9 protein-coding genes are annotated in these 14,468 nt (G+C 75.6%); 4 read left to right on the top strand and 5 right to left on the bottom strand.

Features of this window, described 5'->3' with window-relative positions:
* Positions 1-71: 71 nt before the first annotated feature.
* Positions 72-1,001 (bottom strand): RNA polymerase sigma factor SigJ, encoded by a 930-nt coding sequence (sigJ, locus tag ACZ5DC_RS02460; RefSeq protein ID WP_468648586.1) that lies wholly within the window; start codon positions 999-1,001, stop codon positions 72-74.
* 196 nt (positions 1,002-1,197) lie between these two features.
* On the bottom strand, positions 1,198-2,025 hold the full coding sequence (locus ACZ5DC_RS02455; protein WP_468648584.1) for an alpha/beta fold hydrolase: 828 nt from the start codon (positions 2,023-2,025) through the stop codon (positions 1,198-1,200).
* A gap of 256 nt (positions 2,026-2,281) precedes the next feature.
* Between ACZ5DC_RS02455 and ACZ5DC_RS02450 the strand changes: the two genes are divergently transcribed.
* Both ACZ5DC_RS02450 and ACZ5DC_RS02445 read left to right on the top strand, forming a co-directional pair.
* Positions 2,282-4,339, top strand: coding sequence for a SpoIIE family protein phosphatase (locus tag ACZ5DC_RS02450; RefSeq protein ID WP_468648582.1), 2,058 nt, complete (start codon positions 2,282-2,284; stop codon positions 4,337-4,339).
* Positions 4,340-4,593: 254 nt separating this feature from the next.
* Positions 4,594-5,058 carry an SPW repeat protein gene (locus tag ACZ5DC_RS02445; RefSeq protein ID WP_468649902.1) on the top strand — a complete coding sequence of 155 codons (465 nt, stop codon included), beginning with the start codon at positions 4,594-4,596 and terminating at the stop codon, positions 5,056-5,058.
* 80 nt (positions 5,059-5,138) lie between these two features.
* On the opposite strand, the gene ACZ5DC_RS02440 is transcribed toward ACZ5DC_RS02445, so the two are convergent.
* Together ACZ5DC_RS02440 and ACZ5DC_RS02435 are read right to left on the bottom strand one after the other, a co-directional pair.
* A complete protein-coding gene (locus tag ACZ5DC_RS02440; protein ID WP_468648580.1) occupies positions 5,139-6,863 on the bottom strand; it encodes a RecQ family ATP-dependent DNA helicase in 1,725 nt (574 codons plus the stop codon).
* A 64-nt stretch (positions 6,864-6,927) separates the two neighbouring features.
* A complete protein-coding gene (locus tag ACZ5DC_RS02435; RefSeq protein ID WP_468648578.1) occupies positions 6,928-10,284 on the bottom strand; it encodes an AfsR/SARP family transcriptional regulator in 3,357 nt (1,118 codons plus the stop codon).
* Positions 10,285-10,429: 145 nt separating this feature from the next.
* Here ACZ5DC_RS02435 and ACZ5DC_RS02430 point away from each other — a divergent pair, with 145 nt between their 5' ends.
* Entirely contained in the window at positions 10,430-11,665 is a 1,236-nt protein-coding gene (locus ACZ5DC_RS02430) for an MFS transporter (protein ID WP_468648576.1), read from the top strand.
* 454 nt (positions 11,666-12,119) lie between these two features.
* On the opposite strand, the gene ACZ5DC_RS02425 is transcribed toward ACZ5DC_RS02430, so the two are convergent.
* Positions 12,120-13,877, bottom strand: coding sequence for an SWIM zinc finger family protein (locus ACZ5DC_RS02425; RefSeq protein WP_468648574.1), 1,758 nt, complete (start codon positions 13,875-13,877; stop codon positions 12,120-12,122).
* Between ACZ5DC_RS02425 and ACZ5DC_RS02420 the strand changes: the two genes are divergently transcribed.
* Positions 13,795-14,046 carry a hypothetical protein gene (locus ACZ5DC_RS02420; protein ID WP_468648572.1) on the top strand — a complete coding sequence of 84 codons (252 nt, stop codon included), beginning with the start codon at positions 13,795-13,797 and terminating at the stop codon, positions 14,044-14,046. The genes ACZ5DC_RS02425 and ACZ5DC_RS02420 overlap by 83 nt on opposite strands.
* The last annotated feature ends 422 nt before the right edge of the window (positions 14,047-14,468 follow it).

The raw sequence follows: 14,468 nt of genomic DNA, 5'->3' as shown, positions 1-14,468 counted from the left end.
GGCAGGGGCGACGGCCGGCGCGCGGCCCGTTCGGCCCGCGCGTTCCTCCGTCGCCCGTCTTGCGTTTCTCATCAGGGAGACGAGGCGGCCCTTCCGGGTGTGACAGCCCGGAGCCGCTCGAGTTTGTCCGGGTTGATGACCCTGCGGTACGCGGTGATCAGACCGTCCGCGATCTCGGCCGTGTCGACGGAGTAGACCCGGCCTTCCCGGTGGAACACGAGGGCGGCTTCACCGCCGACCTCGGCGAGGTCGATGCGGTCCGGGTGCCACCGGCGCCCGGTACGCAGCATGACCTGGGCGACGCGCTCGCCGCCGTGTATGGGCTTGCGTGCCGCGGAGACCTTGCCGCCGCCGTCGGTGACGTAGACGGCGTCCGGATGGAGGAGCCTGACCAGGCCGGCCAGGTCCCCGGTCTCGTAGGCGGCGCGGAAGGCCGTGAGGACGCGTTCGCGTTCGGTCTTCGACGCCCGCGGCGTGGACCGCCTCGCCCTGGCCACCCGCCGTCGTGCCCGCGAGGCGAGCTGCCGGGCACCCGGCACGGAGACGCCCAGCACGTCGGCGATCCGGCCGAACTCAAGGCCGAAGACGTCGTGCAGGACGAAGGCCACCCGCTCCGGCGGACGCAGCTCTTCCATGATCAGGAGCATCGCCGCGCTGACGGACTCGTCGACGAGGACCGGCTGCGACGCGTCCGCCCCGGTCAGCAGCGGCTCCGGCAGCCAGGGTCCGACATAGGTCTCCCGGCGGAAGCGGGCGCTCCTGAGGATGTCGTACGAGCGTCGCGCGGCGACCGTCACCAGCCAGGCCCGCAGATCGCCGATGTCCCGCAGATCCGCCCCGGCCGCCCGCAGCCACACGTCCTGGGTCACGTCCTCGGCGTCGGCCACACTCCCGAGCAGCCGGTAGGCCGCACCGAAGACGGCGGGCCGGTGCCGCTCCCACTCGGCCGCGAGCCGGTCCTCCTGCCCGAAGCGCCGCTCCCCGGCGGACAGAGGCGTCATGGGGCGGGTGGTTCCGGCGACCGCCGCCGCTGCGGGGATCGCGCCCCCGCGCCGGTCTCGCTCATGGCCTGTGAACCTTCCGATGTCGGTGCGCCCCGCACGGACGCCGCGTCCGCCTTCCAGACTGCCCGCCGGCGCGCGCCCGGCGCCGCCTCCGTCCGGCCGTGAGCCACCCGTATCCGGACAGGCGGCCCGGTCAGCCCCGGACGAATTCCAGCAGGTCGGCGTCGAACCGCTCCGCATACTCGGGGACCATCGACAGGCCGTGCGGAGCACCCGCGTACACCTTGAGGGTCGCGTCCTCGACGATCCGCGACGACTTCTCGGCGGACGCCACGATGGGGACGATCTGGTCGTCGTCGCCGTGGATGATCAGCGTGGGCACGTCGAACTTCTTCAGGTCCTCGGTGAGGTCGGTCTCGGAGAACGCCTTGACGCAGTCGTGGGCGCCCTTGATGCCCACGGACATGCTCCAGAGCCAGAACTCGTCGCGGGTCCCCTGCGAGACGGTCGATCCCTCGCGGTTGGCGCCGTAGAAGGCGGCGCTGAGGTCCTCGTAGTACTGGGAGCGGTCCGTGAGCACGCCCTTGCGGATCTCGTCGAAGACCTCGACCGGCAGCCCCTCGGGGTTCGCTTCCGTCCTGAGCATCAGCGGGGGGATCGCCCCGAGCAGGAGCGCCTTGGCGACACGGTCCGTTCCGTGCCGGCCGATGTAGCGCGTGACCTCGCCCCCGCCGGTCGAGTGACCGACCAGGACGATGCCGCGGAGGTCGAGGGTCTCGATGACCGCGGCCAGGTCGTCGGCGTACGTGTCGAGGTCGTTCCCGTGCCAGGGCTGGTCCGAGCGTCCGCCGCCGCGCCGGTCGTGGGCCACGGCCCGGAAGCCGTTGTCCGCCATCAGCTTCAGCTGCGGGTCCCACGCGTCCGCGATCAGTGGCCAGCCGTGGGAGAAGACCACCGGTGGGCCCGACCCCCAGTCCTTGAAATAGATCTGTGTGCCGTCCTTGGCGGTGGCGAAGGCCATGATCGCCCCTCCAGCCTTGTCCGGGGTTCGCGTTTCCCGAGGATCCGGTGCCCGAGCCGCAGGGGCCGTGTCACGCCGCAGGGGGGACGAGGGACGGGTCCGCGCAGAAGGCGGCCGATGAGCACGTCGTGGCTCCCACGCTACTCGGGAGCCCCCGCTTCAGCGCGCCGGACGGTCCGCGACGGCCCGGTGCGCGGGACGCCGCCGCTCCCCGCTGCCGTGGCAGGAAGCGGCGCGGGCGCGGCATAGTTGCAGTATGTCCTCGGATAGGGCCGCGAGTTCCCCGGCCGGGGAGCGGGCCGGGGAACCGGGTGACGTCCTGGCAGTGCTCGGTTCCGGCATGACGGTGTCCGTGTGGACCGGGGCCGCCGAACGCCTCTGGGGCTATGCGGCCGGCCAGGTGCTGCACGGCCCCGCCGAGAGGCTGCTGGTGCCGAGCGACCCGGGAAGTGCCCGTGTCCTCGCCGGCGGCCCCTGGTCGGGGCCGGTGCGCATCCGCCGCCGCGACGGCCGGGAGGCGACCGCGTACCTGCGGATCACTCCTCTCGACGCCGACGGCCGTGCGGGCCGGCTCGTGTGGGGGCCGAGCGCGTACGACCGGCCGGGGCTGGAGCCGGCCGCGCTGGACGCGCTCGTCCACCACTCGCCGGTCAGTCTGGCCCTCTGGGACCGGGATGCGCGCTGCGTGTGGTTCAACGACAGCGTGCACCACCGGGATCTGTACGGCTCCGGACCGGAGCTGGGCGGTCACGTGACGGAGGTGGTCCGCGCCCGTCACCCGGAGTTCCTGGAACGGGCCATGGCGCGCGTCCTGCGGACCGGCGAACCGCTGCTCGGGCACGAACTGTGGGCGGCCGGGCCCCGGTCGCCCGTCCGTCGCTACCGTGTCGACCTGGTGCGTCTCGACGGGTCCGACGGACGGCCGCTGGGCGTCTGTTCCGTGGCGGTCCGGGCCGGCCCCGGGCAGGAGAGCGGGCCGCTGTGTCTGCTCAATGCCGCGAAGAGCCGCATCGGCACCGACCTTGACCCGCTGGTCACCAGTCAGAGCCTGGCGGAGACGGCGGTGCCCGACCTCGCCGACTACGTCACCATCGACCTCGTCCAGCCCGTGCCGCTGGACAAGGAGCCCCTGAGGCGCCTCAAGCCCACCGGGTCGGGCATCCCCGGTTTCTACCGCGCGGCCGCCGCTTCCATCCACGACGATCTCCGCGAGTCCCTCTGGGCACGCGGAACACCGGTCTACGTCCCGCCGGCGTCCCCGTTCACCACCGTGCTCGACCGTCGCAGGTCCTACTTCGAGCCCGTCCTCGACACCTCCCCCGGCACATGGCTCGACGACGACCCGGACCGCGCCCGGGTCATCCGCCGGACCGGGATGCACTCCCTCATGATCGTCCCCTTGCAGGCCCGCGGCGCGGTGCTCGGCATCGCCGTCTTCGTGCGCAGCGAGAACCCGGTCCCGTTCAGCGCGGCGGACCTCGCCCTCGCGGAGGAACTCGCGGCCCGCGCCGCACTGGTCATCGACAACGCCCTGCGCTTCACGCGGGGGCGAACGGCGGCGCTCGCCATACAACGCGACCTGATGCCGCACCACTTGTCGGGGGGCAGCACGGTCGAGGTGGCCACCCGCTACCTGCCCGCGGACACCCACGGCGGTGTCGGCGGCGACTGGTTCGACGTCATACGGCTGTCCGACGCCCGCGTGGCCCTGGTCGTGGGGGACGTCGTCGGCCACGGCATCCACGCGGCCGTGACCATGGGACGCCTGCGCGCCACGACCCGTGCGCTGAGCAAGCTGGCCCTGCCGCCGCAGGAGTTGCTCCGGCTCATGGACGAACTCGCCCTCGACGCCGCCCGGGACCACTGCGACGACGGCACCTCGCTGCCGTCGGCTTTCGGAGCCACCTGCTTCTACGGTGTGTACGACCCGGCGACCCGGCGGTGCACCATGTCCAGTGCCGGCCACCCCCCGCCCGCGATCATCTCCCCCGACGGATCGGTCGACTTCGCCGAGGTACCCCCGGGCGCGCCCATCGGGGTGGGGCTCGGTTCCTACGAGGCGGTCGAGGTGGAGCTGCCGGAGCGGAGCGTGGTCGGGCTGTACAGCGACGGCCTGATCGAGACGGACCGCGACGTCGACCGCGGACTGGAGCGGCTGCGCACCGCTCTCGCCGGGCCCGTTTCCAGTCTTGACGAACTGTGCGCCTCGGTCATCGACACCTTGGTCCCCGAGGGTCCGGTGGACGACGACATCACCCTCCTGCTGGCCCGCACTCATCCCGCCGCCGGCCGGCGGGGGCCGGCGGGAGCCTGAGGAACACCGCCGGCCCGCGACCCCTCAGGGGTCCTGTGCCGTCTCGCCCTGGTGGCCGGGGTCGCCCCCTCGGCGTGCTGCGTTCCGACGCCCGTTCCCGCGGAGAGTTCCCCGCCCTGACCGGAGCGGCCTCCCGGGGGACATATCGTCCCTTTCGTCATAGATTGCGTGATCTGATCGGGGTACTCGCGGGACGTCCGGACGTACTACACCCTCCGAAGGTGGAGACCATGACCACTTCCCCCAGGCCGTCCATGGAGACGCACCCCGACATCGTCGACATGCGCCTTCGGCACGAGATGGCCGAGCGCGCCACGAGCACGCCCCAAGGCCAGGCCATCGAGACCATGGCGCTGCTCACCGGTCTGTACCTCGCGGCGTCACCCTGGATCACGGGCTTCAACGGCCTGTCCACCCTGGCGGTGACGAACCTGCTCACCGGTATCGCCTACGCGGTCCTGATGAGCGGCGGATTCGGCCGGGCCTTCGAACGGACCCACAGCATGGCGTGGGCATCCTGTGCCCTCGGCGTGTGGGCGATCATCGCGCCGTGGGTGGTGGCCGGCAACGTCAGCACGACGAAGACGATCGTGAACAACGTCATCGTCGGCGCGCTGGCGCTGCTGCTGGCCCTGGCCGCCAGCGCGGCCGCCCGCGCGGCGGAGTCGTCCGAGGCGCGGCGCGGCATGCCGACGTCGTACGCGCCCGGTCGCGGCTGAGCCCGCTTCCGCGTGGACGTACGGCTCGCGGGGCCACCGGGCAGGACCCGGTGGCCCCGCGAGCCCGTGCCGGGGGTTTCTCAGGTGTCCCGCTGTTCCTCGCCGGGGCGGCGCAGGACCGTGAGCAGGCCGTCGTGGTCCGCCACGGCCTCCAGGGAGAGCGTGTGGTAGCCGGCCCGGTCGAACAGCACGGTGATGCGGTCCCCCTCCTCGCCGAGCACCGTGCCCTCGCCCCACTTGTCGTGCCGCACCTCGGTCCCGGTCGGGAAGGACGCGGCGGCGGGGTGCGCGGGCCGCTGGTCGCCGCCCGCGCCGTGGTCGGTGCGGGCGGCGGCCTCTTCCTCGCAGATGTCGCAGTTCCCGCACGGGGCCTCGTACGCCTCGCCGAAGTAGCCCAGGAGGAAGTGCCGCCGGCAGCCGGTCGTCTCGGCGAAGGACCGGGCCATGTCCACCCGCGACCGGTCGGTACGGCGGTGGGCCTCGGCCGCCCGTTCCGCTCGCTCCACCGCCCGGACCGGTGACACGCCCTCGGCCGGGCGCACCGCGCCCCCTTCCGCGGTGGCGACGGCTCCGGCCTCCTGAAGGAGGTTGACCGCCGCGGTGACCCGGTTGCGGGACAGTCCCGTCTCCTTGCGCAGTTCCTCCAGGCCGAAGGGGTTCCCGCCGCGCCGGTGCACGGCTTCGGCCACCCGGGACAGGGTCGTGCGGCCCGGAGCCCGGCCCGCGAAGTACGACTGCATCCCGGTGTCCCGCGCCCGGTAGTGCAGCACCGCGAGCGCCGGGTCCCCGTCCCGGCCGCAGCGCCCGATCTCCTGGTAATAGGCGTCCAGGGAGCCGGGCAGCGAGGCGTGCAGGACGAACCGCACGTCCTCCTTGTCGATCCCCATGCCGAACGCCGAGGTCGCCACGACGACGTCGGTCTCACCGGCCAGGAAGGCCCGGTGGACGCGGGCGCGTTCGGCGGCGCGCAGCCCGGCGTGGTAAGCCTCGGCGGACAGTCCGAGTGCGGCGAGTTCGGCCGCGTAGCGCTCGGTGTCCTTCCTGGTCGCCGCGTAGACGATGCCGGGCTTGGGCTCGGCGGCGGCCCGCTCGACCACGGCCTGCCGGCGCTCGTCCCCGTCGAGGAAGCGGCGGACCTCCAGCCGGATGTTCGGCCGGTCGAATCCGGTGACCATCAGCCGGGGCTCGCGCATGCCCAGGCGCTCGGTGATCTCCCGGCGCACGGGCGGGGCGGCGGTCGCGGTCAGCGCCAGCACGGGCGGTCGGCCCACGCGGTGCGCGGCCTGTTCCAGGCGCAGGTAGTCGGGGCGGAAGTCGTGGCCCCACGAGGAGACGCACTGGGCCTCGTCCACCACGAACAGGGCCGGGCCCACCCCGGCCAGCGTGTCCACGACGTCGTCCCGGGCGAGCTGTTCCGGGGCCAGGTAGACGAGCCGGGCCCGGCCGGACCGTACGTCCTCCCAGGCCGCCTCGGTCTCCGCCGCGCCCAGGTCCGAGTTGACCGCGACGGCGCCGGGGGCGTCGTCGCCCTCGGGAAGACCCGCGATCTGGTCCCGCTGGAGCGCGAGCAGCGGTGACACCACGACGACCGGGCCGGGCAGCAGCAGCGCCGGCACCTGGTAGACGGCCGACTTGCCGGAGCCCGTCGGCATCACGACCAGGCTGTCGTGGCCCTGAAGGACCCACTCCATGGCCGTGAGCTGCTCCGGCAGGAGGTGCTCCCAGCCGAAGACGTCCGCCGCCGTACGGCGCAGACGCTCGGCCCGGACCACGCCTTCGGTTTCCGGCCCCGCGTTCCCGGCCATGCGCATCGCTCCCTGGACTCCCTCGGCCCACCGGGTACCCGGCGGACCTGGGTGCACCACCTCGTCAGGGGTGAGCGGGGCCGTGCGCGCGGGGGACGGTGACGGCGCACGCGGCCGGGTCCGCCGGCCGGGCCAGGGTGGCGCGTGCGTGCCGCACCGCCTCGGCGGGGGTCAGCCGCTCACCGCGCGCGAACGCCTCGGCGAAGGCACGCGGGCCGAGGACCGCCCGTGCCGCGGCGGTGACGCGGTCGACGTCGCCGCGCTCGGCGGGCGGCAGGGGTGCGCCCACGCCGCGGCGCGCGGCGTCGGCGGCGCCGAGGAGCAGGGCCGCGCAGGTGGCGCCGGACCGGTGTCCGCACCGGGCGGCCGTCCCGGCGAGCCCTTCCAGGGAGAGGGCGAGGGCGCGGGGCTCGTCCAGCGAGCGGGCGATACGCAGGCCGCGCAGGTGGTGCGCGGCGGAGCGGGCGGCGTCGCCGCGGAGTTCGGCGAGGAAGCCGAGTTCGGCGTGCAGGAGGTGGTCACCGGCCGGGGAGGAGACGTCGGCGTGGGCGGCGCGGATGCGCAGCAGGTGCGCCTCGGCCGCGTCCAGGTCGCCGGAGCGCCGCGCGCCGAGGGCCAGGCCCATGTCGGCGTGGATCTCACCGTACTTGTAGCCCTGTTCGACGGCGATCCGGCGGGCCCGCTCGTGCAGTCGGCGGGCGCGGTCGACGTCGTGGGCGAGCAGCGCCAGGCGGCCGAGCCCGGACAGCCGCGCCGACACCTCGGCCTCCAGACGCAACTCCTCCGCGATCTGGAGCCCTTCGTGCTGGAGGTGGGCCGCCCGCGCGTACTCCCCCTTGATCTCGGCGAGCACGGCGAGCGGCGAGACGGTCTGCAACTCCCCCCAGCGGTCGCCCAGTTCGCGGAAGAGAGCACGGCTGCGGCGTCCGTCACGGGCGACCGCGTCCAGATCACCGCGGACCAGGGCCAGCGCCGCCCGCAGGCCGAGCGCGGCGGCGACGCCCCACTGCTCGTCGGCCGCCTCGAAACCGGCCAGGGCACGGGTGTTCAGGGCACGGCTGCCGTCCAGGTCGCCCACGCTGAACCTGCCGTAGGCGTTCAGCCACAGCGCCCTGGCGCGGCGCGCGGGGTCGGGTACGGCGTCGGCGGCGGGGGTCGCCGTGCGCTCCCCGGTGAGCAGCACGAACGCGCTGTGCAGCAGGGCGAGTTCGGGATCGGGATCACCGGCGGTGGCGGCGAGGACGGCGGCCAGGCCCCGGCGGGCCTCGGTGAGCCGGCCGCGCAGCAGCCACCACCAGGCCAGGGAGGTGCCCAGCCGTACGGCCTCCGCACCCCGTCCGGCGGCGGCCCGGCGCACCGCCTCGTCCAGGGCGGCGCGCAGATTGCCCGCCTCGGCGTCCAGGCGGGCGAGCCGGTCCCGTTGCCGTGGTCCGCGAAGCCGCCGTTCCGCGCGTTCGGCGAGCGTGAGGTAGTGGCGCAGGTGCCGCTCGCGTACGGCGCTCTCGTCGCCCGTCTCGCGCAGCCGGTCGAGGGCGTAGGCGGCGACCGACTCCCGCAGGCGGTAGCGGGGGCCGGCCGGGCCGGCCGTGACGACGACGAGGGACTTCTCCACGAGCCGGGTGACGAGGTCGAGCACCGCGCCGCCGGGTACGCACTCCCCCGCGCACACCGCCTCGGCGGCGTCGAGGGCGCAGCCGTCGCCGTGCACGGCGAGCCGGCTCAGCACGAGGCGTTCCGGCACGCTGAGCAGTTCCCAGCTCCAGTCGATCATCGCGCGCAGGGTCTGCTGCCGGGCGGGCGCGCCCCGCTGCCCGGAGGTCAGCACCCGGAACCGGTCGTCGAGGCGCGCGGCCAGCTCCCGTACGCCGAGCGCGCGTACGCGGGACGCGGCGAGTTCCAGGGCGAGCGGGATGCCGTCCAGCCGCCGGCAGATCTCGGCCACGACGGCGGGGTCGGCTCCCTGGTCCCCGCCGGTGCCGTCGTCCTCGCCGGTGCCGAGCCGGAACCCGGGCGCGCAGGCGGCGGCCCGCTCGGTGAACAGGCGTACGGCGTCCGGGGTGGGCAGCGGCTCGACCAGGAACACCGTCTCACCGGCCAGGGCGAGCGGTTCCTGGCTGGTGGTGAGGACGCGCAGCCCGGGGGCGCGGTGCAGCAGCGGCGCGACCAGTTCGGCGGCGGAGGCGACGACGTGCTCGCAGTTGTCCAGCACGAGCAGGGTACGGCGGTCACGCAGGGCGGCGGCCAGCCGGTGCACGGGGGACGCGGTCGCGGTGCCGGTGGCGGGCGGCGCGGAGGGGGCGCCGTCGCGGATGCCGAGGGTCGCGGCGACGATCCCGGCGAGGTCGTCGGGGGTGGCGTCGCGGACACCGGCGAACTCCACGAACCAGACTCCGCCGGGTACGTCTGCGGACGCGAAGTCCTGCGCGACGGCCACCGCGAGACGCGTCTTCCCGACGCCGCCGGGCCCGGTGAGGGTGACCAGCCGCTGCCGCGCGAGGAGGGGGACGAGGTCGGCCAGTGCTCGGTCGCGGCCCACGAGGGGGGTGAGGGGGTGGAGGAGGTTGGTGGGAGTGACCGGGGTGGTGGGGGAGACAGGGGTGATGGCAGGGGTGATGGAGCCCTGGGGACCCGGCACGGTGACCGGGGAACCCGGCACGGCGTCCCCGGCCGGCGCCGCGGAGTCGGCGGTCAGCGACGGGTCCTGACGGAGCATCGCCCGGTGCAGGGCGCTCAGGGCCGGGCCGGGGCAGGCGCCCAGTTCGTCGGCGAGGCGGGTGCGGAGATCCTCGTACGACGCGAGCGCCTCGCCCTGGTGACCCGCGCGGTACAGCGCCCGCATCTGCACCGCGCGCAGGCGCTCCCGCAGCGGATGCCCGGCCACGAGCGCGGCCAGTTCACCGGCGAGGAGCAGGTGGTCCCCCGCCGCCAGCCGGGCCTCGGCCCGCTCCTCCAGCACGGCCAGCCGCTGCTCCGCCAGGCACTCCCGGGCCGCGCGGGCGAACTCCTCGTCGGCGAAGTCGGCGTACGCCGGCCCCCGCCACAGCTCCACGGCCTCGGTGAGCAGCGCCGCCCGCGCCCGCGGGTCCACGGCGCGGCGCGCCTCGGTGACGAGCCGGCCGAACCGCTCGGTGTCCACGTCGTCGGCCGGGCCGAGGATCAGCCGGTAGCCGGGCGGCTGCCGTACCAGCCGCTCGCGGCCCACCACCCGGCGCAGCTGGGAGACCTTCGCCTGGAGCGCGCCCGCCGGATTGCCGGGAGGGTGGCCGCCCCACAGGTCGTGGACGAGCCGGTCGGTGGAGACGGGTCCGCCGTCGTGCGCGAGCAGGTCCGCCAGCAGCGCCCGCACCTTGGTCTCGGGGACCTGGAGCGGTTCCCCCTCGTCGTCCCACACCGCGAGTGGTCCGAGCACCCCAAACCGCATGCGCACCACCGTACCCGCCCAAGTGCGCGGCCCGGCTGTCCCGTCCGGTTCCGCGACGGTCCCGAAGGATTTCCGAAGCACTCCCGAAGGGCCCGCCCGCACAGTTCCCCGAGACACGGATCCACGAGATACGGAGTGCCCCACCATGACCGCCTCCCCCGACACGGCCGCCCCGTCCGGCAGTGATTCTGGTGCCGCACCGCCCGTGCGGCGCGGTGGCGGGCGACTGCCGCTGCCGGCGCTGCTCGCCCTCGCCACCGCTGTGTTCCTCACCAGCCTCACCGAGACGCTCCCGGCGGGCCTGCTCCCCGGGATGAGTCACGACCTGGGGGTGAGCGAGTCCGCGACCGGGCAGACGGTCACGGTCTACGCGCTCGGCACGGCGCTCACCGCGCTCCCGCTGACGGCGGCCACCGCCGCCTGGCGGCGCAAGCGCCTGCTGCTCACCGCCGTGGCGGGCTTCGCCGTGGCCAACACGGTCACGGCGCTGTCGTCCGTCTACGGCCTGACGATGGCGGCCCGCTTCCTCGCCGGGGTCGCCGCGGGCCTGGCGTGGTCCCTGCTCGCGGGCTACGCGCGGCGCATGGTGGACGTCCCCCTCCAGGGCCGGGCGATCGCCGTGGCCATGACGGGGATTCCGCTGGCGCTCTCCCTCGGTGTGCCCGCCGGGACCTTCCTCGGCCAGGCCCTCGGCTGGCGCGTGGCGTTCCTGGCGATGTCGGCGCTCACGGTGGTGCTGCTGCTGTGGATCACCGCCGTGGTGCCCGACCATCCGGGCCTGCCGCGCGGCGAACGCCCGCGGATGCTGCGGGCGCTGGGGGTCCCGGGCGTGCGCCCGGTGCTCTTCGTCACGCTCGTCTTCGTGCTGGCCCACACCGTGCTGTACGCCTACATCGCCACGTTCCTGGACGGTCTCGGGATGGGCGACGACACCGACCTGGTACTGCTCGCGTTCGGCGTCGCCTCGCTGCTGGGCGTCTGGGTCGTGGGGGCCCGGATCCAGTACCGGCTGCGCTCGTTGACCATCGCGGGCACCGTGCTAGTGGCGGTGGCCGCGGCCTGGCTCGGGGTGCTGGGCGACGGCGGCGCGCCGGTGTACGTCGCCGCCGCGCTGTGGGGGCTGGGCTGGGGCGGGATGCCCACCCTGTTGCAGACCGCCGTCGGGGACGCGGGCGGCGACCGCGCCGACGCGGCGCAGGCGATGCTGGTCACGCTGTGGAACGTGGCCATGGCCGGCGGCGGCGTGCTGGGCGGCGTCCTGCTGGACGCGGCCGGCAGCGGCGCCTTCCCCTGGACCGTGCTGGTGCTCCTGCTGCCCGTGCTCGCCGTGGTCCTCGCCGCGCGCGCCCACGGCTTCCCCTCCCGGCGGCGCGCCGCGTGACACGCGTACGCCGGTGACGGTCCGCGGCCTGACGCGCGGGGGTTCCCGGCCGCTCGCCGATGCCGTCGTCGCGGAGCGGGAGAGCGCCCCGGTGGCCGTGGCCGCCGGCGCACCGAGCGCGTCGGCCGCCGTGCGCGTCCGCGAGGGACGGCCGGACACCAGGCGGCCGGTCGCGCGGCGTCCTCGGCAACCCCATGCGGCTGACCGTTGTCCGCGTTCTCGGCGACGGCGGCGAGCACACCACGCCTGCGGCAGCGTCCTGGACGGGGTCTCGCGGTCGTCGATGACGCACCACTGGCGCGTGCCGCGCGACGCCGGCGTCATCCGGCAGTGCCCTTCGGGCCGGGGGGTCCCCCTGTCGCTGTGCCGCGCGGGCCTCGACCTGCGCTACCCCGGCCTGCCGGACGCGATCCTGAACGGCGCGTGCAACGCGCTTGGGACGCGCGGCGGTCGCTCAGGTCGCGTCGTCGGGTATGCCCAGGCCGGTCAGGGCGCCGACCGGGTCGAGGTCCGGGGTGCCGCGGGGCCACCAGTCGTCCTGGCCGGGGTCCGACTCGTAGGCGTACCAGAGGCCGTCACGCCCGAGGCGCAGCTGGACGTGGCCGCGTGGGTGGGTGAGCCGGTTGCGCCACGGCCGGAACGCCGGCAGGTCGGCGGCGAGCAGCAGCGGGCGGGCCCGGTCGAAGCGTCCGGCCGGCGGGTCCCACGGCTCCTCCAGCGCGGCCAGCCCCGCCGCGCCGCCCTGCCGCCAGGCCGCGACGGCACGCGCGAGATCGGCCGGGGTGCGGCGGGCGGCGTCGGCGAGCGTGGCGTACAGCGTGCGGGTGGCCGCGGTCAGCCCGGAGCCGGGGCGGGCCGCGGCGAGCCGTACCGCGTCCTGCCACAGGGTCAGCTCCCCGACCGGGTCGCGTCCGGTGGCGAGCAGGGCGTGCGCGCGGGCGGCTGCGTCCGTCGCCAGCTGGTCCAGCGCGAAGGGGTCGGGGCCGCCGGGCGCCGACGGGTACACCGGGGGCTGCTCCGGGTGCGGGGGCACCGGCAACGGCGGGGGCGGCGGCGGCAGTTCGCGCGGAGCGAGGGCGTCGGCGGCACGGACGCCCGGCAGCGTCCGCGGCTGCCGTTCCCGGGCGGCGCGGGCGGCCCGGGCGGCGCTGCGCCGGGACAGCGCGTCGAGCAGTTCCCTCTCCCCCCGGCCGCGCAGCAGGAGCAGCACGAACGGATCGGCGTCGAGCAGACGGGCCGTCTGGTAGCAGAGTGCGGCGGCGTGCTTGCAGGGGTGACCGGAGTCGGGGCAACTGCACCGGGGGGCGAGGTCACCGGGGCCGGGCAGCAGGGGCACCCCGCAGTCGGCGAGCGACTGGGGCAACTCCTTGTCGAGCAGCGCCGCGATGTGCCCCGGCCGGTCGGCCGCGGCGTCCAGGAACGTCTCCCAGTCCTCGTCCTCCAGTGTCCGCACCCGCACCTGCACGCGGTACGGCCGGGGCCGGCTTCCGCGCACGTACGCCAGCACGAGTCCCGGGGTGACGGTGATCGCGTCCACATGCCCCTGGTCCGCGTAGCCCCGCCCGCGCGCCAGCCGCTTCGCGTCCAGCGCGCCCCGCTCCAGCGCCCCGACCCAGGCGTTGCCCCACCAGGTCCCGGCGAAGGGCCCGTCGCCACCGGCGGTTCCACGCGGGGCGAAGGCCGGGAAGGTACGGCGGAGTTCGGTGTCACGGTGGGGAGCCGCCATGGTCGTCGGCAACTGCGGGGCGGCCGGGCTGGGCGGGGTGCCGGCGCCGGGGTGCGCGGAAGCGTCGGACGGTCCGGCCGGCGCCGGGGCACCCCCGGCCGGGGTGACCCGAGCGGCCGGCGTCCAACGGGCGAACGGCCCGGCCGGGCCGGAGCGGGCGGCCGCGTGCACCGAGGGTCCGGGGGTGGACGCCGGGGGTCCGGGCGTGTACCCCGACAGCGAAGCCGTCCGCTCCGAAGACGCGGGCGCGGACGCCGGAGGCGGAGGCGAGGACACCCAAGGTCCGGGCGTGTGCCCCGACGGCGAGTGCGTGTGCTCCAAAGACGCGGGCGCCGGCGCCGAAGGTGCGGGCGTGTTCTCCGAAGGCGAGGGCGCGGGCGTCGGCGCCGGCCGGGTCGAGGGGGTGGTCCGGGGCACCTCCGCGGAAGGGACGGGCGCGGACGGGACGGAGGCCGAGGGCTCCGTCGGGAGGGCGGGGGTCCGCACGGCGGGGGCCGGGTCGGACGGGTCGGACGCCGGGGGCCGCGGTGCTGACGCCGAGGCCGACGGGGTCGGTCCGGACGGCGTGGGCGAGGCGTGCTCCTCCGGGGAGTGCCCCTCAGCCCCCTCGGGGGTGTCCGACCACGTCGGCATGCGGAAGGCGGTCGCCAGGTAGTCCCGCATGTCCTGGGCGGCCTTGGCCCTGGCGGCCGAGGGCCGCTGCCCCGGTGCGGGCGAGGTGCGCGGCGGCGCGGCAGCGGAACGCGCCGGTGTCCGCCGCTCGCTCCGGGACTCCGTCGCCCGCGCCCGCGACGCCTCCCGCCGGGCCGCCCGCAGCGCCTCCCGGGCGACATCGCCGGGACGCCCGCCCGTGGCACCGGCCGACCCCGCGTCATCGCCGCCCCGCTCACCGGCAACACCACTCGCACCCAAGGCACCGGAGTCAGCACCGGCGGCAACGGAGCCCGCACCAGCCGCATCCGTCCCCCGCCCGTCCTCCACTCCGGGCTTCGCGGCCTCCTCCTCACCCTCCGCCACCGGACCGGCGGCCGTTCGCGGTGCGCCCAGGCCCCGCCGCGTGGCAACGGCGGCCCGCAG

This window comes from Streptomyces sp. NPDC031445 (genome assembly GCF_055581365.1).
This window is presented reverse-complemented; position numbering and strand designations above follow the sequence as displayed.